14 protein-coding genes are annotated in these 18,308 nt (G+C 63.5%); 6 read left to right on the top strand and 8 right to left on the bottom strand.

Features of this window, described 5'->3' with window-relative positions:
- Positions 1-3: 3 nt before the first annotated feature.
- From FJ951_RS09460 to FJ951_RS09445, 4 genes are all read right to left on the bottom strand, one after another.
- Positions 4-3,153, bottom strand: coding sequence for an efflux RND transporter permease subunit (locus tag FJ951_RS09460; protein ID WP_140514684.1), 3,150 nt, complete (start codon positions 3,151-3,153; stop codon positions 4-6).
- A 249-nt stretch (positions 3,154-3,402) separates the two neighbouring features.
- Entirely contained in the window at positions 3,403-4,548 is a 1,146-nt protein-coding gene (locus FJ951_RS09455; protein WP_140514682.1) for an efflux RND transporter periplasmic adaptor subunit, read from the bottom strand.
- A 56-nt stretch (positions 4,549-4,604) separates the two neighbouring features.
- Positions 4,605-5,213: a TetR family transcriptional regulator gene (locus FJ951_RS09450; RefSeq protein WP_140514680.1), complete on the bottom strand. Its 609-nt coding sequence runs from the start codon at positions 5,211-5,213 to the stop codon at positions 4,605-4,607.
- Between the two features lie 402 nt (positions 5,214-5,615).
- Entirely contained in the window at positions 5,616-7,256 is a 1,641-nt protein-coding gene (locus tag FJ951_RS09445) for an acyl-CoA synthetase (protein ID WP_140514678.1), read from the bottom strand.
- 193 nt (positions 7,257-7,449) lie between these two features.
- On the opposite strand from FJ951_RS09445, the gene FJ951_RS09440 reads away from it, so the two are divergent.
- From FJ951_RS09440 to FJ951_RS09425, 4 genes are all read left to right on the top strand, one after another.
- Entirely contained in the window at positions 7,450-8,415 is a 966-nt protein-coding gene (locus FJ951_RS09440) for a sugar-binding transcriptional regulator (protein ID WP_140514676.1), read from the top strand.
- A gap of 79 nt (positions 8,416-8,494) precedes the next feature.
- Positions 8,495-10,549: a bifunctional aldolase/short-chain dehydrogenase gene (locus FJ951_RS09435; RefSeq protein WP_140514674.1), complete on the top strand. Its 2,055-nt coding sequence runs from the start codon at positions 8,495-8,497 to the stop codon at positions 10,547-10,549.
- Positions 10,550-10,633: 84 nt separating this feature from the next.
- On the top strand, positions 10,634-10,891 hold the full coding sequence (locus FJ951_RS09430) for a type II toxin-antitoxin system RelB/DinJ family antitoxin (protein WP_140514672.1): 258 nt from the start codon (positions 10,634-10,636) through the stop codon (positions 10,889-10,891).
- A gap of 1 nt (position 10,892) precedes the next feature.
- Positions 10,893-11,165, top strand: a complete 273-nt coding sequence (locus FJ951_RS09425; protein ID WP_140514670.1) for a type II toxin-antitoxin system YafQ family toxin — start codon at positions 10,893-10,895, stop codon at positions 11,163-11,165.
- A gap of 74 nt (positions 11,166-11,239) precedes the next feature.
- Here the strand turns inward: FJ951_RS09425 and FJ951_RS09420 are convergent, their stop codons facing one another.
- The 3 genes from FJ951_RS09420 to FJ951_RS09410 all read right to left on the bottom strand — a co-directional run bounded on the left by FJ951_RS09420 (position 11,240) and on the right by FJ951_RS09410 (position 14,932).
- Positions 11,240-12,292 carry a substrate-binding domain-containing protein gene (locus FJ951_RS09420; protein ID WP_140497833.1) on the bottom strand — a complete coding sequence of 351 codons (1,053 nt, stop codon included), beginning with the start codon at positions 12,290-12,292 and terminating at the stop codon, positions 11,240-11,242.
- Between the two features lie 40 nt (positions 12,293-12,332).
- Positions 12,333-13,328, bottom strand: a complete 996-nt coding sequence (locus tag FJ951_RS09415) for an ABC transporter permease (protein ID WP_140497831.1) — start codon at positions 13,326-13,328, stop codon at positions 12,333-12,335.
- Positions 13,329-13,420: 92 nt separating this feature from the next.
- On the bottom strand, positions 13,421-14,932 hold the full coding sequence (locus tag FJ951_RS09410) for a sugar ABC transporter ATP-binding protein (protein ID WP_140514668.1): 1,512 nt from the start codon (positions 14,930-14,932) through the stop codon (positions 13,421-13,423).
- Between the two features lie 134 nt (positions 14,933-15,066).
- Between FJ951_RS09410 and mtnK the strand changes: the two genes are divergently transcribed.
- Positions 15,067-16,338, top strand: a complete 1,272-nt coding sequence (mtnK, locus tag FJ951_RS09405; protein WP_140514666.1) for an S-methyl-5-thioribose kinase — start codon at positions 15,067-15,069, stop codon at positions 16,336-16,338.
- Positions 16,335-17,429, top strand: coding sequence for an S-methyl-5-thioribose-1-phosphate isomerase (mtnA, locus tag FJ951_RS09400; RefSeq protein ID WP_140497827.1), 1,095 nt, complete (start codon positions 16,335-16,337; stop codon positions 17,427-17,429). The genes mtnK and mtnA overlap by 4 nt, the downstream gene beginning before the upstream one ends.
- A 37-nt stretch (positions 17,430-17,466) precedes the next feature.
- On the opposite strand, the gene FJ951_RS09395 is transcribed toward mtnA, so the two are convergent.
- On the bottom strand, positions 17,467-18,267 hold the full coding sequence (locus FJ951_RS09395) for a sugar phosphate isomerase/epimerase (protein ID WP_181172218.1): 801 nt from the start codon (positions 18,265-18,267) through the stop codon (positions 17,467-17,469).
- Between the last annotated feature and the right edge of the window lie 41 nt (positions 18,268-18,308).

Below are 18,308 nucleotides of genomic sequence, written 5' to 3'. Positions count from 1 at the left end.
CGTTCATTCAGCCGCCAAAGCGAGTTGCGGCCTCTCGACGCCTTCGACGGTTTCTGGTTCGGGCGTCTGTTCGTCGGTCGGCACCTTCTTGCGCTCGCGGCCGAAGAACAGGGCGTAGCCAGCGGGCAGCACCAGGATGGTGAGCACGGTTGCAACCAGAATGCCGCCCATCATGGCGTAGGCGAGCGGCCCCCAGAATACGCCGCGCGAGATCGGGATCAGCGCCAGAACCGCGGTCATTGCCGTCAACACGATCGGCCGGAAACGGCGCACAGCCGAGCCGATGATCGCTTCGGAGCGTTCCATGCCTTTCGCGATGTCCTGGTCGATCTGGTCGACGAGGATGATGGAGTTTCGCATGATGATGCCGAGCAGCGCGATGACGCCGAGGATGGCGACGAAGCCGAACGGCGCGCCGCTGATCAAAAGGGCCGCGGCCGCACCGATGATGCCGAGCGGACCGGTGGCCAGCACCAGCATCGCCTTGCCGAAATGCTGCAGCTGGACCATCAGCAATATGACGATGACGGCCAGCATGATCGGCGCCTTGGCGGCGATGGAAGCCTGGCTTTCCGCCGAATCCTCGGCACCGCCCTGGATCTCGATCTTGTAGCCGGGCGCCAGGCCGTCGCGCAGGCCCTTCATGTCGTTGTACATCTTGGTGACGACGTCGTTGGACTGCACGCCGTCGGGCAAGGTCGCCCGCACGCTGATGGTCGGCAAGCGGTCGCGCCGCCACTCGACGCCTTGCTCCAGCACCGGCACAACCTTGGCCACCTGCGACAGCGGCACGAAGCCACCGAAATCGGTCGGGATGTAGATGGAATCGACCGAGGACAGCAGCGCGCGGCTGGCATCCGGCTCGCGGGCGACGATGGACACCGTTTCTTCGCCGTCGCGGAAGTCGCCCAGCGGCGCGCCGGACATGGACGCCTGCAGCATCTGGCGAATGCGTTGCGAGGTGACGCCCAGCGCGCGGGCGCGGTCCTGGTCGATGACCAGCTTCATCGCCGGCACAGGTTCCAGCCAGTCGTCATGGACGGCGCCGAGCAGCGGGTTGGCCTGGAATTTCGCCTTCACCTGGTCGGCAATGCGCCGCACTTCCTGGCGGTCCGGACCCATGACGCGCATCTGCACCGGCCAGCCTGTCGGCGGCCCGAGGAACAAGCGGTCGACCTTGCCGCGGATGGAGGGGAAGTCCTGCGCCAGGATGGTACGCAGCTTGACGATCAGCCGCTCGCGCGCCGGCTCGTCATTGGCCATCACAAGAAGCTGGGCGAAGTTCGGATTCCTGAGCTGCTGGTCCAGCGGCAGGAAGAAGCGCGGCGCGCCTTCACCGATATAGGTGGCGATGAAGCGCTTGTCCTTGTCGTCCATCATCTTGGCTTCCAGCGCCTTGGCCTGCGTCTCGACTTCCTTGATGCTGGTGCCTTCCGGCAGCCAGAGATCGACGAGGATTTCCGGGCGAGACGATTGCGGGAAGAAGTTCTGCGGAATGAACTGGAAGGCCCACAGGCTGGCGGCGAAGGTCACCAGCGTCATCGTCAGCACGATGATGCGATGGCGCACGGCCCAGGTAACGGTCGAGCGAAGCCGGCGATAGAAGCTGGTGTCGAAGACGTCGTGGTGGGAGCCGGCATGCTTGCGCTGCTTGAGGATCATATATCCCAGCCATGGCGTGAAATAGACCGCCACGAACCAGGACACGACGAGCGCGATGCCGACGACGTAGAACAGCGTGCGGACATATTCGCCGGCGGTGGAGGCGGCGAAGCCGACCGGAATGAAGCCGGCGGTGGTGATCAGCGTGCCGGTCAGCATCGGGAAAGCGGTCGAGGAATAGGCGAAACCCGCCGCCTCGATCTTGACCAGCCCCTCCTCCAACTTGCGTTCCATCATCTCGACGACGATCATGGCGTCGTCGACAAGCAGGCCGAGCGCGATGATCAAGGCGCCGAGAGAAATGCGCTGCAGGTCAATGCCGATCTCGTACATGATGGCGAAAGTGGCGGCCAGGACCAGCGGGATGGCGATCGCAATGACAAGTCCGGAGCGCCAGCCGATCGACAGGAACGAGACGACGAGCACGATCAGCAGCGCTTCGCCGAGCGCATGCATGAACTCGCTGACAGCGTCCCTGACGACCTCGGGTTGGTCCGATATCTGGTCGACGGAGACGCCATAGGGCAGCGCCTCCTCGAATCGCTTGTAGGTCGCCTCGACGTCCTTGCCGACATCGGTGACGTTGAAGCCCTTGGCCATGACGACACCGAGCTGGACGCTCTCGTGGCCATTGAACCGGTACTTGCGCTCGAAAGGATCCTCCAGCCCCGAGCTCACGGTGGCGATATCGCCAAGGCGCGTCACCTGGTTGCCGGCGCGCAAGCGCAGCTCGCGAATGTCGGCCGCCCTGGTGACATCGCCCTCAACCGAAATGCGGACCGAGCGCAGGCCGGTGTCGACAGAGCCTGCCGGGTCGACATTGTTCTGTCCCTTGATCGCGTTCTGCAGGTCGGTCAGCGTCAGGCCGCGCTCGGCCAGCGCCTTGGACGAGACGTCGATATAGATCTTCTCGGGCTGGTCGCCGATGATGACCGCCTTCTCGACGCCGGGCGTCGTCAGCAGCATGTCGCGGGCCTGGATGGCGAACTTCTTCAATTCGGGATAGCTGAAGCCATCGCCGCTGATGGAATGCAAGGTGATGAAGGTGTCGCCGAATTCATCGTTGAAATAGGGGCCGAGCAGGCTCTGCGGCAGATCGCCTGCTATGTCGCCGACCTTCTTGCGCACCTGATAGAAGGCGTCGTTGACCTGGGCAGCATTGGTGTCGCCCTTGATCTGAACCGTGATGATGGTGCTGCCGGCGCGCGTGTAGGAGCGCACGAAGTCGAGATGCGGCGTTTCCTGCAGCTTGCGTTCGATCTTGTTGACGACCTGGTCTTCCATCTCCTGGATCGAAGAACCCGGCCAGATCGCCTGCACGACCATGACGCGGAAGGTGAAATCGGGATCTTCCTTCTGGCCCATGCGCATCAGGCCGAGCGCACCGGCAAGGATGATCAGGCCGAACAGGAAACGTGCGATGCTCGGATGCCCGATCGCCCAACGCGAGAGGTTGAAAGGCCGCTTTTCAGTGTTGCTGTCGGTGGTCATGGCGCCAGTCCAGTCCAATTGATCTGCAAGGCAGGTTCATCATGCCGTTCATGCGTTCTTCGTCTGGCTTCCGGGCGGCGAAGCTCCCTCAAGCGGAGAGACTCGCATCGCGTGTGACGCGACACTGATGCGGGGGAGCCATCTTGCCGGCGTCTCGACGATCGGGCGCCTGCCGCCCGGAAACCATGGCCTGCCCGGTCTTGCGGCTCGCGCCGCCAAGACAGGGGGGGCTTTCGTAGTGCCTGGCTGTCAGCGCAGGCTGCTGGTGGCAGCGTCGTCCGCCGCCGAGGCGGACTGCTGGAGACTATCGCCGGACAGCTTGACCTTCAGATTGTCGGTCATGAACTGGGTGCCAGCGGCAACCACGACGTCGCCCTGCTTGAGGCCGTCGGCAACCGCGACGCCATCGGCGGTGAAGTTCGCGATCTTGACCGGACGCGAATGCACGGTGTCGCTGCCGCGGTCCACGGTCCAGACGATCTTCTGGCCGTCCTTTTCAGCCAGGGCGCTGAGCGGGATCGAGACCAGCTGGGTCTTGCTGTCGATCGACGCCTGCACGTTGGCGGTCATGCCGAGCAGCACGCGCGGATCGTTGGGAAGCGAGACGCGAACGGCGAAGGTACGCGACTGCGGGTCGGCGCTGCCGGCCACTTCGCGGACCTTGCCGGCAAGCGTCAGCGCATCGTCCGCCCAGAAGCTTGCCTTGACCTCCTTGCCCTGCCTGAAGCCGGCAATATCCATTTCCGGTACCGCGATCAGCACTTCCTTCTCGCCATCGACGGCAACCGTCATCACGGGCGTGCCGGCACCGACCACCTGGCCGACATCGGCACTGACCGCGGTGACGATGCCGTTCTCGCTCGCCTTGAGGTCGGTATAGTGGACCTGGTTCTGAGCCTGGGCGAGGGTCGAGCGGGCGGCATCGCGCGTCGCGACCGCCTGGTTGTAGGCCAGCGTCGCCTGCTCGAGCTGCGATTTCGGCGCGAAATTCTTGGCATAAAGCTGCTCGGCGCGCTTCCTGGCGAGATCCACCGTCTCGACCTGGCGCTCGGCGGCGTCAAGGCTCGCCGCGGCGCTTTTGACCGAAAGCTCGTAGTCGGAGGGATCGATGCGGGCGAGGACGTCGCCCGAGGTGACATGCTGGCCGATGTCGACGAGCCTCTCGGTGACCTTGCCGGCAACGCGGAAGCCGAGATTCATCTCGGTGCGAGCACGCACCGAGCCGGAGTAATCGAGCTGGCGGGTGGTCTGCGCCGCGCCGATCTCGACGACCTTGACGGGGCGGATGATATCCCTGACCTCCGCCTTCTCCTGGGAACAACCGGCCAGGCCGAGTGCCGCGACGATCAGGCCGGCAACCGGCAGCCAGCGGATAATGGAATTGGACGAAGACACCTTAGCACTCCCAAACTGGAGATTGACTGTCGTTGCCGGCGCCCGGCGGGCGGCGGCTATTTCTTCAAGGCCTTGATCGCATACTCGATGAGGTCGTCGGGCATCGCCCGGTTGGTCTTGGCAAGACACTGGGCCACCATCTGCGGGTGGCACAAAATGACCGTGGCGGCGCCGAAGCAGCGCGACGCAATCACCGGATCCTGCTCCCTGAATTCGCCGGCCGTGATGCCCTCGCGGATCACCTCGGCAAAAAGATCGTGGATACTGTCGACATGCTTGTCGATGACGCCCCAATCGCGCTCGAGGGCGACGATGACCATCTCATGGACCTTCTGGTCGTCGAGCATGACCTCCATGGTCATCTTGTACTGCGCGTGCACGTAGCGCCGCAGCCGTTCCTCGGCGCTGATCGGCAAATGCATGATCTCGTAGGCCATCCTGTAGCTGGCCCCGAGCATCCGGCCACAGACCGCCTGGTGGATTTCGACCTTGGACGCAAAGAAGCGATAGATGTTGGCTGGCGACATGCCGAGTTCGCGGGCAATGTCGGCGACATTGGTCTTGCCGTAGCCATAGTGCCGGAACAGGCGCTCGGCGCAATCGAGAATGCGCGTTACATTCTCCTGGCGAGCGGCATCGGCGACGAGGTTGGCGGTTTCGGACATAGCCTCTTTCGATTTACTAGTGATGAATTTTAATTTTCGTCACTCGTAAATCGAAAGGAACGCGATGTCAACGCGGATTCGGCGTACGCGTACAAAATGGTGACAGATGGTGACAGTGAGGGGGTGGCTCGCCTCGCACTTCGTCATCCCAGGGTGAAGCAGTCGCGAAGCGACGTAGCGGAAACCTAGGATCCATGCCGTGGCCTTGCGGCCGTGCTCCGGCAGTCGAGGATGGCTGCTGTGGGCTACAGTAACTTCCTGATCCGCCTCATTTTTTGACTGACATCGGGGCATGGATCCTGGGGTCTGCGCCGCGTCGCTTGGTCCTTGCGTCGCCCTGGGATGACGAAGTCACAAGGCCCGCCGCAAATGTCGGGGTCATCGCAAGAGCGGCCATGCGGCCTACGCCTCCTTCGCCATCTCCCTTAGCCGGAATTTCTGGATCTTCCCCGTCGAGGTCTTGGGAATCTCGGCGAACACCACCGCTTTCGGCAGCTTGAAGCGGGCAAGCAGCGCACGGCAATGCTCGATGATCTCGGCCTCGGTCGCTGTCTTGCCGGGCTTCAGCTCGACATAGGCGACCGGCACCTCGCCCCATTTCTCGTCCGCCCGCGCCACCACGCCGCAAGACGCAACGGACGGGTGCTTGTAGAGCGCGTCCTCGACCTCGATCGAGGAAATGTTCTCGCCGCCCGAAATGATGATGTCCTTGGAGCGGTCCTTGAGCTGGATATATCCATCCGCATGCATGACGCCGAGATCGCCGGAGTGGAACCAGCCGCCGGCGAACGCCTCGTCGGTGGCCTTGCGGTTCCTGAGATAGCCTTTCATGACGATGTTGCCGCGAAACATGACCTCGCCGATGGTCTGGCCGTCGGCGGGCGTCTGCGTCATCGTTTCGGGATCCATCACCGTGAGGCCTTCGAGCGCGGCGTAGCGGACGCCTTGCCTGGCCTTCCTCGTGGCCCTCTGCCCCTTCTCCAGATGATCCCACTCATTGTGCCATTCGTTCACCACCGCCGGGCCGTAGGTCTCGGTCAGACCATAGAGATGCGTGACGGCGAAGCCGGCATCGGCCATGCCGGTGAGCACCGCTTCCGGCGGCGGCGCGGCGGCCGTGTTGAAGGTGACGGCTTGCGGGAACTGGCGCTTGTCCTCATCCCTGGCGTTGATCAGCACCGACATGACGATCGGCGCGCCGCACAGATGGGTGACGCCATGGTCGGCGATGGCGTCGTAGATCTGCTTCGGCCGAACCCAGCGCAGACAGACATGGGTGCCGGCCTGGACGGCCAAGGTCCACGGAAAGCACCAGCCATTGCAGTGGAACATCGGCAGTGTCCACAGATAGACCGCGTGCTTGGCCATGCCGGCATGGACGGTGTTGGCGTAGGCCATCAGCGCAGCACCCCGATGATGATAGACGACGCCTTTCGGGTTGCCTGTCGTGCCCGAGGTGTAGTTGAGCGAAATGGCGTCCCACTCGTCGTCTGGCATCGACCAGGCGAAATTCTCCTCGCCCTCGGCAACGAAGGCCTCGTAATCAAGAGTGCCGATGCGACCACCCTTCGGATAGGGAGCGTCCGCGGCGTAGTCGGGATCGTCATAGTCGATGACCAGGGGCTTCACCTTGGCCAGATCGAGCGCTTGCCGAACCACTCCGGAGAATTCGCGATCGACAATAAGCACCCTGGTCCCGGCATGGTCGAGCTGGAAAGCGATCACGGCGGCGTCGAGGCGAGTGTTGAGCGAATGCAGCACCGCCTTGGCCATTGGCACGCCGAAATGCGCCTCCAGCATCGGCGGCGTGTTCGACAGCATCACCGTCACCGTGTCGCCCTTGCCTATGCCGCGCCTGGAGAGCGCCGAGGCGAGCTGCAGCGAACGCCGCCAGAAATCGCGATACGTCACGCGCTGCCGGCCATGGATGATGGCGACATGATCGGGATAGGTCTTGGCGGCCCGCTCCAGATAAGTGAGCGGCGTCAGCGGCGGGTGGTTGGCAGCGTTCCTGTCGAGATCCTGTTCGTAAGGGTTGCCCATCGTGTCCTCCCCGTATGTCCCTTTGCCGATATGTTCTAACCACAGGCTGGGGCCGCGTCACCAGCAACGATGCCACGACAAAGCGCGTCTGGCGCAATGATGATCTAGATTTGCCGCGCGTAAAGGCATCGCGTACCTCCGCGCGGTTTGACTTTTGTCGAGAGCCGTGACTAATGTCAGCCGAGGAGAAGGCATGGCGATCCGACCGGCAGAACAACTTATCCACAAGGCCGCCTGGCTCTATTATGCGCATGGCCTGCGCCAGGACCAGGTGGCGAGCCAGCTTAACATTTCCCGCGCCTCGGTTGCCATGTATCTGCGCAAGGCGCGCGAGACCGGCATCGTCAACATCTCGACCTCGACCCAGCTTTTCACCGACGACGTCATGGCGCGCAAGCTCGAGGATGCACTCGGTCTCGACGCGGTCTGGATCGCGCCGGAAAACGGCCATATCGCCGATCCCGCCACCGACATCGCGGTGCTGGCGGCGAGCGTCTTTCTCGAACTGGTGAAAAAAGGCGACCGCATCGGCGTCGCCTGGGGACGCACCGTCTACATGATCGCCGACATCATGTCCTACGCCGATCTCCAGGATGTCACCGTGGTGCAGCTCTGCGGCAATCTCGGCGCGCCCTATTCCTATCGTCCCGACCAGTGCACGATGGAGATCGCCCGGCGGCTCAACGCCAAGGGCATCAATTTCTACGCGCCGCTCGTGCTGACCACAGAAGAGCTGGCGCGCGGCCTGCGGGCCGAGCCTGTAATCCGCGAACAGCTGTCGAGCATCCACGAATGCGATCTGGCGCTGTATTCGGTCGGCGCCGTCGATGCCGACAGCCATCTGGTCAAATGCGGCGCGCTGACATCAGACGAAATGGCCGACCTGCGCAAAGCAGGGGCGGCCGGCGTCATTGCCGGGCAGATCATCGATGCCGAGGGCAAGGTGCTCGACTGCGGCTACAACAGGCGGGTGATCTCGGCGGAGCTTTCCTCGTTGCGCGCCATTCAGAAGCGGCTGATGGTGGTGCAGGAGAACAGCAAGTTCGAACCCCTGCTCGCTGCGATCGACGGCGGCCTTTGCACGCATCTGGTGGTCGGCGCCGACATGGCGCAGCGGCTTCTGGATCATGCCGGAGCGCCAGGCAAAAAGGTATCCTAGAGACCATTCCTGCCGCGGCCGTCATCAGGGCGTCGCGGCATTCCTGTTTCACCACGATGACAGCAACCGGACGAAGCTAATGAAGAACCTGTGGAATGACGGCGACGCGGAGAAGATGGTTGCCGACTATGCAAAGAAAGGCGTCGGACGCGACCTCGCGCTACGCGTCTACACGACGCGCCTGCTGGGCGGCGAACCGAGACTGGTGCTGCATGGCGGCGGCAACACCTCCTGCAAGACCAAGGCGACCGACCTCGTCGGCGACGAATGGGACGTGCTGTGCGTCAAGGGCAGCGGCTGGGACATGGCCGTCATCGAGCCGGAGGGCTTGCCGGCGGTGAAGATGGGCGCGCTCATCAAGGCGCGCGCGCTGGACAAGCTCTCCGACGAGGACATGGTCGCGCTGCAGCGGGCGAACCTCATCGATCCGTCCTCGCCCAATCCTTCGGTCGAGACTTTGCTGCATGCCTTCCTGCCGCACAAATTCGTCGACCACACGCACTCGACCGCCATCCTGGCGATCGTCGACCAGGAAGACAGCAAGCCGTTGGTGAAGACGGTGTTCGGGGCCAAGATGGGTTACGTGCCCTACATCATGCCGGGCTTCGACCTCGCCAAGGCGGCTGCCGACGTTTTCGACGCCGACCCTGATGTGGAAGGCCTGATCCTCGACAAGCACGGCATCTTCACCTTCGGCGACGACGCCAAGCAGGCCTACGACCGGATGATCCACTATGTGAATGTCGCCGAGGAGTATGTAGCCAAGCATGCCAAGCCCAAGGCGGCAAAGGCCGCGCTTCCGGCGAAGCTCGCGACGCCGGCTTCCATCGCTCCTATGTTGCGCGGCGCCGTGGCGGTGGCACGCGGCGAAGGCCGCTTCGACCGCATGATCAGCGATTTCCGCACCTCGGATGCGATCGTCGATTTCATCAATTCGGCCGAGATCGCCGACTACGCCGCGCGCGGCGTGTCGACGCCGGACCTGTCGATCCGCATCAAGACCGGGCCGATGGCGGTGCCGGCGCCAGATGCGGACAAGGCCGGCGACTACAAGGCCGTCATCAAGAGCCATGTCGACGCCTTCGCCAAGGAATACCGCGCCTATTTCGACACCAATGACGCGCTCGACGACGTCAAACGCACCATGCTCGACCCGATGCCGCGGCTGACGCTGGTGCCAGGGCTCGGCATGTTCGGCCATGGCCGCACGCTCAAGGATGCCAGGATCGCTTCCGATGTCGGCGAAATGTGGATCGAGGCCGTGCGTGGCGCCGAGGCGGTCGGCCGTTTTCATCCGCTTTCCAAGGCCGACCTGTTCCCGCTCGAATACTGGTCGCTGGAACAGGCCAAACTCGCCTCCAACAAGCCGAAGCCGCTGACCGGCCAGGTCGTGCTGATCACTGGCGGAGCCGGTGCGATCGGCGCCGCGACAGCCAAGCTTTTCGCCGACAATGGCGCCCATGCGGTGGTCGTCGATCTCGATGGCGAAAAAGCCGCTGATGCGGCCAAGAAAGCGGGTAACAATTCGATCGGCGTCGCCGCCGACATCACCGATCCGGCGCAGGTGCGTGCCGCCTTCGACAGTGCGGTCGCCGTGTATGGCGGCGTCGACATAGTGGTGTCCAATGCCGGTGCCGCCTGGGAAGGCCGGATCGGCGAACTTGACGACGCGCTGCTGCGCAAGAGCTTCGAGCTCAATTTCTTCGCCCACCAGTCGGTGGCGCAGAACGCGGTGCGCATCATGCTCGAACAGGGTACCGGCGGCGCTCTCCTGTTCAACACCTCTAAGCAGGCGGTCAATCCGGGTCCGAAATTCGGCGCCTACGGCGTGCCGAAGGCGGCGACGCTGTTCCTGTCCAGGCAATATGCACTGGATTACGGCGCGCATGGCATCCGTTCCAACGCCGTCAATGCCGACCGCATCCGCTCCGGGCTGTTGACCGACGCCATGATCGCCAGCCGATCGGGCGCACGCGGCGTGTCGGAAAAAGAGTACATGTCCGGCAATCTGCTCGGCCAGGAGGTGACGGCGCAGGACGTGGCGCAGGCTTTCCTGCACCACGCGCTGGCCGACCGCACAACCGCCGACGTAACGACGGTCGACGGCGGCAATATCGCGGCGGCGCTGCGGTAGCACGGTCACGCACAGCGCAGACGGCAGGCTTGCAAGAACACCCGTTTGTAGCTACATTGTGGCTCAACAGTAAGGAGTCGCAACATGGCTACGGATACGGTTGTCCGCGCTCGAATTGATGCCGCGACAAAGGTCCAGGCTACCGAAGCCCTGGCGGCAATGGGACTGTCGGTCTCCGACGCCATTCGCCTGCTGCTGGTCCGCGTCGCCGCCGACAAGGAATTTCCCTTTCCGGTGAAGGTGCCGAACGCAACCACCCAAAAGGCCATTGCCGAATTGGAAAAAGGCAAAGGCAAGCGTTTCGCGTCAGCCGACGAATTGTTCAAGGATTTGGGCATCTGACATGCCGACGCCCGTTCACTCCGGGCAATTCCGCAGGGACGTTAAGCGCATGGAGAAGCGTGGCAAAGATCTCGATAAATTGCGCGAGTTGTTGGGCCTGCTCATCGCCGGACTGGAACTGCCGGCGCGTTATAAGGATCACCCTCTAAAAGGCGACTGGAAAGACTATCGGGATGCGCATGTAGAACCTGATTGGCTCTTGATCTACCGCATTGCCGACGATGAGCTGCGGCTTGCCCGCACCGGCTCCTACTCCGATCTGTTCAACGAATGAAGACAGCAAAAAAGCCGCCTGCAGTTGCTGCAAGCGGCTGTTCCAAGTGTGAGCGAATTGCAATATCGATTGGCCTACTTCGCGTTCGGGTTCGGCATCCAGGCCGGCATGGCGACATCGGCATGGGCGAACTGCGGCAGCTTGGCCGACAGGTCCTCCATATTCTTGATGTCCTTGTCGAGAAGGTCCTTCTGGGTGATCAGCGTCGGCGGCACGACGACGTTGTGTCCGGGGTCTTCGCCGGCCAGCAGCTGCGCCAGCGCACGCACCGAGACCTGGCCGACGACGGCCGGATTGGTGGCCGCGGTTGCCGCCCAGGCGCTGTCGGGCTCGCGCATCGCCGCAATGTCGGAGGTCGAGATGTCGGCCGAATAGATCTTGATGTCCTTGTTCAGGCCCGCCTCGTCGACGGCGATCTTCACGCCCTTGGCGAACTCGTCATAGGGAGCAAACATCACCTTGATGTCGGGATGGGCGGTCAGCACCGAGCGCGCCTGGTTGGCGACCGAGTTGGCGATCGGGTTGTCCAGCGTGCCGAACATGGCGACTTCGTTGATGCCCGAGTATTTCTTCTTCACGTCGACCCATGTTTCATTGCGGCGGTCGAGCGGGGCTATGCCCGCGACATAGACATAGCCGGCCTTCCAGCTCTCGCCATTGTCCTTGACCGCCTGCTCGAGCGCGAGGCGCGCAAGGTCGCGGTCTGACTGCTCGATCTGCGGGATCTTGGGGTTGTCGACGTTGACGTCGAAAGCGACCACCTTGATGCCGGCGTCGACCGCGCGCTGGGCGGCGTCCTTCATCGATTCCGTCAGGCCGTGCTGGATGATGATACCCTGCACGCCAAGCGCGATGGCCTGGTCGACCATGTCGGCCTGGAGGGCGGCGTCCTGGCGGCTGTCGAGCACGCGCAGGTCGACGCCGAGGGCCTTGGCCTGCGCCTCGACGCCGGACAGATAGGCCTGGAAGAAGTCACCGGTCGAGAGATAGCGCACCAGGGCGATCTTGACGCCAGGCTTGTCGAACGGTGCCGGGCGATCGGCAGCCAGGGCCGTCCCCTGCATCAGCAACGCCGCGCCGGCGAGCCCGAGCGCTGCCTTGCCCAAAAGTCTTCTTGTGATGTTCACGTCGTTTCCTCCACTTGTTGAAATGCAACCCGGTCGAAATCTATGTCCTGCCCCTGCCGGAAAGAGCGAAGGTGAAGACAAGGGCGACGACCAGAACGGCGCCCTTGATGAAATCCTGCGTGTAGTACGGCGCGTTCATCATCGTCAGGCCCTGCAGCAGGACACCGACGAAGACGGCGCCGACAGCCGTGCCGAACGCGTTCGGCTTGGCGGCGCCGAGCACCGCGTAGCCGATCAGCGCCGCGGCGACAGCGTCGAGCAGAAGATTATTACCCGAGGCGATGTCGCCGCGTCCAAGCCGGGCGGCGAGCAAAATACCGCCGATCGAGGCAAAAACTCCTGAAATGATATAGGCCCAGATTTTGTATGCCTTGACAGGCGCGCCGGCGAGCTCGGCGGCGCGCTCATTGGAGCCGACGGCATACATCATGCGGCCGAAGCGGGTGTATTCGAGGAAGAACCAGATCAGCACCGCGAGCACCGCCAGGACGACCACCGAGACCGGAATGAGATTGGGGATGAAGAAGTCGAAGCGGTGGCGGCCGAGCGCCAGGAACGCCTCGCCGAACTTGCCGTTGGCGACCGAGCCATCGGGCATGGTCATGCCGGTGGCGATCGAGCGGCCTTCGGTCGGGATACGCTGCAGGCCGACCAGCAGGAACATCATGCCGAGCGTCGCCAGCAGGTCCGGCACGCGCATATAGACGATCAGCCAACCATTGATGAGCCCAACGACAACGCCGATCAGCAGGCAGACGATGACCGCGACGACAGCGTTCTGCTCCAGCACCACCATCACATAGGCCGCAGCCATCATGGCTGACGTGGCGACCGAGCCGATCGACAGGTCGAAGCCACCAACGACCAGCGTGGCGGTGACGCCAAGCGCCAGCACGCCGGTGATAGCGACCGACTGGAAGATGAAGACCGCGCTTTGCGGCGAAACGAAACCGTCGGCGGCAATCGCGAAATAAGCGACGAGCCCAAACAACAGGACGATGAAACCGTAGCGGATGGCGTGGTTGCGCTGCGTCATTCAGCGCCCCCGCGCGCCGCTGCCGTTTTTACCCAACTCGAACCCATGCTCTCCATTCCAATTGTCATCGTCAGTTCTTCAATTCCAGCCGGTCAAGCCGCGCGGTGCGGCAGCCCACCGGCCACCTCGGCCAGCAGGCGATCGAGATCGATGTCCGCGTTGCGATGTTCGCCGACGATGGTCTGCTCCGACATCACCAGGATACGGTCGGCCGTCTCAAGAGCCTCGTCGAGTTCGGTCACGAACAAAAGCGTCGTGCGGCCATTGGCGCTTGCCCTCAGCTTGGCGGCGATGTCGCGCCTGGCCGAGATATCGACGCCCTGAAACGGCTCGTCGAGAATGAACAGCCTTGCATCCTGCGCCATCCAGCGGGCGACCATCACCTTCTGCTGGTTGCCGCCGGACAATGCCGACATTTCGTCCTTCTCGGAGCGGCAGACGATGCCCAATTCCTGGATCTGCCGGCGCGCCGTGGCGCGTTCCAGGCGGCGCTTGAGCACGCCCAGGTTCGACATCCTTCTCAGAAACGGCAGGCTGACATTGCGCTCGATGTTGAAGCCGCCGACGATGCCGCTGGTGGCGCGATCCTTGGCGACGAGGAAGACGCCGGCGGCGATCGCATCGCCGGCCGAGCGCGGCGCGTAGGGTTTGCCGTTCATCGTCATGGTGCCGGCGAGCGGCCTGCGCACGCCGAACAGCGTCTCGGCAAGCGCTGTCTTGCCGACGCCGACCAGCCCGGTGACGGCAACGACCTCGCCGTCGCCAAGTGTCATCGACATCGGCCTGGCGCCTTGGGCGATGCGCAGGCCTTCGACGGTCAGCACCGCCTTGGCCGAGTGCCTGGCGACGATCTGGTCGAGGTGGATCTTGCGGCCGAGCATGGCATTGACCGCACCTTCGTAGTCGAGCGGCTTCTTGTCGAAGACGCCGGACACGGCGCCGTCGCGCATCGAGACGATGCGGTCGGCAAGCCGCCTTATGTCGGACATGCGGTGCGAGATATAGAGGATCGCCACGCCTTGCGCGCGTAGCCTGTCGACCAGCGCAAAAAGCCGATCGGCTTCGGCGCTCGATAGCGATGAGGTCGGTTCGTCGAGGATCAGCACTTTCGGCTGATGTGCCAGCGCGCGGGCAATCGCCACCATCTGGCGATCGGCCAGCGAGAGATCGCTGACGCGCGCCTTCAAGTCGATCGCCAGATCCATGCGGTCGGCAACCGCCTTGGCCTCGCGACGCACACGGACCGGGTTGAAGAGCACCGGGGCGCCACTGCCGCTCAGCCTGTCCAATGTCAGATTGGTCGCCACGTCAAGGTCGGCGACGACACCGTCATTGATGTTCTGGTGAACGGTGACGACGCCAGCGCGGATCGCTTCCGCCGGTCTTCCTGGCGCAAAGTCCTGGCCGGCCAGGGTCATGGTGCCGCCGTCGCGTTCGTAGACGCCGCTGACGATCTTGACGAGGGTGGATTTGCCGGCGCCGTTGGCACCCATCAGGACGGTCACTTCACCGGCATGGAGTTCGAGCGAGACGCCGCCAAGCACCTCGTTACGGCCAAAGGATTTCTTCAGTCCCTCTACGCGGAACACGGCATTGCCGACCATGCGTTCCTCCCTGACGGTGACGCTATGGGCTACATCGGCAATTGTCAACACGATTGACAATTGCCAGTGCGCTACCTAGCTTGGCCCCGCCGCCGTGGCTCCGCTATTATGAGGGACGAGCAGGAGAGGTGAGGATGACCGGGAAAACGCCGTTCGAAGCACTGTCGGTGGAGACGCTCGCCACGCGGCTCGGCAGCAACGAAGCGCTCACCCAGCGCATCGGCGAGGACACCAGCCGCTGGAAGGTGCGCGAGGTCGGCGATGGCAATCTGAACCTCGTCTTCATCGTCGAGGGCGACAAGGGCGCGGCTGTCGTCAAGCAGGCCCTGCCCTATGTCCGGCTGGTCGGCGACAGCTGGCCGCTGCCGCTGAAGCGTTCCTTCTTCGAATATCACGCGCTGACACGGCAGGAGGCGCGCGCGCCGGGCTCGGTGCCGGCCATCTACCATTTCGACGAGACCCAGGCGCTGATCATCATGGAGTATCTGTCGCCGCACATCATTTTGCGGCGGGCGCTGATCGAGGGCCGGCAATTGCCGAACATTGCCAGGGATATCGGGCTGTTCATGGCCCGCACCCTGTTCCGCGGCTCCGACTTCTCGATGGTGACCAAGGATCGCAAGGCGGACCTGGCGCTGTTCGCCGACAACGTCGAGCTGTGCGACATCACCGAGAATCTGGTGTTCTCCGATCCTTATTTCGACGCCAAGATGAACCGGCACACTTCGCCGCAACTCGACGCCCTGGTCGCCGAGTTGCGCGCCGACCGCGACCTCAAGGTGGAAGCGCAGCGCCTGAAGCATCTTTTCGCCGCCAATGCAGAGACATTGCTGCATGGCGACCTGCATTCCGGCTCGATCATGGTCACGGATACAGAGACCAGGATGATCGACCCTGAATTCGCCTTCTACGGGCCGATGGCGTTCGACGTCGGCATGTTGCTCGCCAATTTCTGGATGGCCTTCTTCTCGCAGCGGGGTCATGAGCAGAGCGGCAAGCGCGACGCCATGCGCGCTTATCTGCTCGATGTCACGGCGCAGACATGGTCGGTGTTCCGCACCGAATTCTCGCATCTGTGGCGCACGGAGCGCAACGGCATGCTTTATCAAAAGAGCCTGTTCGAGGATCAGGGCGACAGGCTCGGCGCCGAGCAGGCGCTCGACCATGTGCTGCACCAGATCTGGGACGACCTCCTCGGCTTTGCCGGCATCGAGGTGCACCGGCGCATCCTCGGCCTCGCCCACAATGCCGATTTCGAAACCATTGCCGACGAAGACCTGCGCGCCACATGTGAAGCGAGGGCGCTGAAGTTCGGCCGCCACATCGCCGTCAATAGGCGTCATATCCACAGCATCGACGAGGTCAACAACCTGGCCGCGCTGATCGAACAGGAGAACCGCATTTGAACGTCGGCGAGCGCCACTATCGCACCATCTGGCTGAGCGACGATGGGCGCTCGGTGGAGATCATCGACCAGCGCTGGCTGCCGCATGACTTCCGTGTCGTGAAGGTCGATACCGTTAACGGCATCGCCACCGCCATCCGCGACATGTGGGTGCGCGGCGCGCCGCTGATCGGTGTCACCGCTGCCTATGGCGTTGCCATGCAGATGGCGGACGATCCGGCGGATGCCGCGCTCGATGCCGTCTGGGAGACGCTCCACGAGACGCGTCCCACGGCGATCAATCTGCGTTGGGCGCTGGATGAGATGCGGCGGCTCCTGCGGCCGCTGCCGACGGAACAACGCGCCGCAGCCGCCTATCGTCGCGCCAGCGAGATCGCCAACGAGGATGTCGGGCTCAATCGCGCCATCGGCGAGAACGGTCTCGCCATCATCAAGGACATCGCGGCGCGCAAAAAGCCGGGCGAAACCGTCAACATCCTGACCCATTGCAACGCCGGCTGGCTGGCTACCGTCGACTACGGCACGGCCACCGCGCCGATCTACCTGGCAAGGGAGGCCGGCATTCCGGTCCATGTCTATGTCGACGAGACGCGGCCGCGCAACCAGGGCGCCCAGTTGACGGCCTGGGAGATGGCCGGCCACGGCGTGCCGCACACGCTGATCGTCGACAATGCCGGCGGCCATCTGATGCAGCGCGGCGCAATCGACATGGTCATCGTCGGCACCGACCGCACGACGGCCGACGGCGACGTCTGCAACAAGATCGGCACCTATTTGAAGGCACTCGCCGCCGCAGACAATGACGTGCCGTTTTACGTTGCGCTGCCTTCGCCGACCATCGACTGGACGGTGGGCGACGGACTTGCCGAAATCCCGATCGAGGAACGCTCCGGCGACGAGGTTTCGCTGGTGTGGGGCAAGACCGCGAGCGGCGAGATCGCCCAGGTGCGCGTCTCGCCGGAAGCGACGCCCGCGGCAAACCCCGCCTTCGACGTGACGCCGGCGCGGCTGGTCACCGGCCTGATCACCGAACGCGGCGTCGCCAAGGCCTCGCGTGAAGGGCTGAAGGCGATGTTCCCGGAGCGTGGATAGCCGGCTCTCGCAAAGGCAAGGAACCACCTTTCGCTGTTCAGAAGGTGCTGCTCTTTGCGATCTCCAGCGAATTGACGAAATCCAGTGAACGCCGCAGCGCGCTCCGAATGGTGGCGATATCCACCGGCGCGCTCCGCCGTTGGGGATCACGGTGCTGCGGGCGCCGCAGCCGCAATGGCAGTTCGATGCTGGCCGGCAGCGTCGCGGGAAGCGTTGCCCAGTACGGTTCGTAGCCGATCGAGCCGTCGCCGATAGCGCAAAATGTCCATCCCTCCCCGGTGCTGACGACATCCTTCAGATGAGCATGCCCAACGGCATCGATGGCATCAGCGATATCTTGCGCCGGCTGCACCGTCTCGTTGCTGTAGGTAAAGACATTTCCGGCGTCGTGGTTCAGGCGCACGTGCCGCGATCCGATGTCACGGATGAAGCCTGCCCCCAACCGGGCGCTGCCGAGCAGATCGCCTTGGCCATGTCCGGGATTCTCGAGCGCCAGGACGATGCCGACTTCCTCCAGCCTCGGCAGGAGGGCGTCAATCGTTTTGCGGATCGCCGCGCTGTTTCTCGCCGGGCCGGCATTGGTAATCAGGAAGGACGCACCAAGACCGGCGGCAAAGCCGATGCGCCGGGACAAGGCGTCGGGGGCATCGGCCCCCGACAGGTCGAGATGAGCCGACACGGCATTGATCCCGAGCCCGGCATGTTCCGCTGCCTGGCGCAGCTTCGCGGCGTGCGCAGCCGCAAACATGCCTTCATCGAAATCGACATAGCCGCGAATGAAGGCCGGCTCGACATGGAGGGCACCGGCCGCCGCAATCTCCTCGATGGCCAATTCCATGGAATAGCCATCGAAGAGCGCGGTCGATACCGATATGATCC

The sequence above is a fragment of the Mesorhizobium sp. B2-2-3 genome (genome assembly GCF_006442405.1).
In the GTDB taxonomy this organism is placed as follows: Bacteria; Pseudomonadota; Alphaproteobacteria; order Rhizobiales; family Rhizobiaceae; genus Mesorhizobium.
This window is presented reverse-complemented; position numbering and strand designations above follow the sequence as displayed.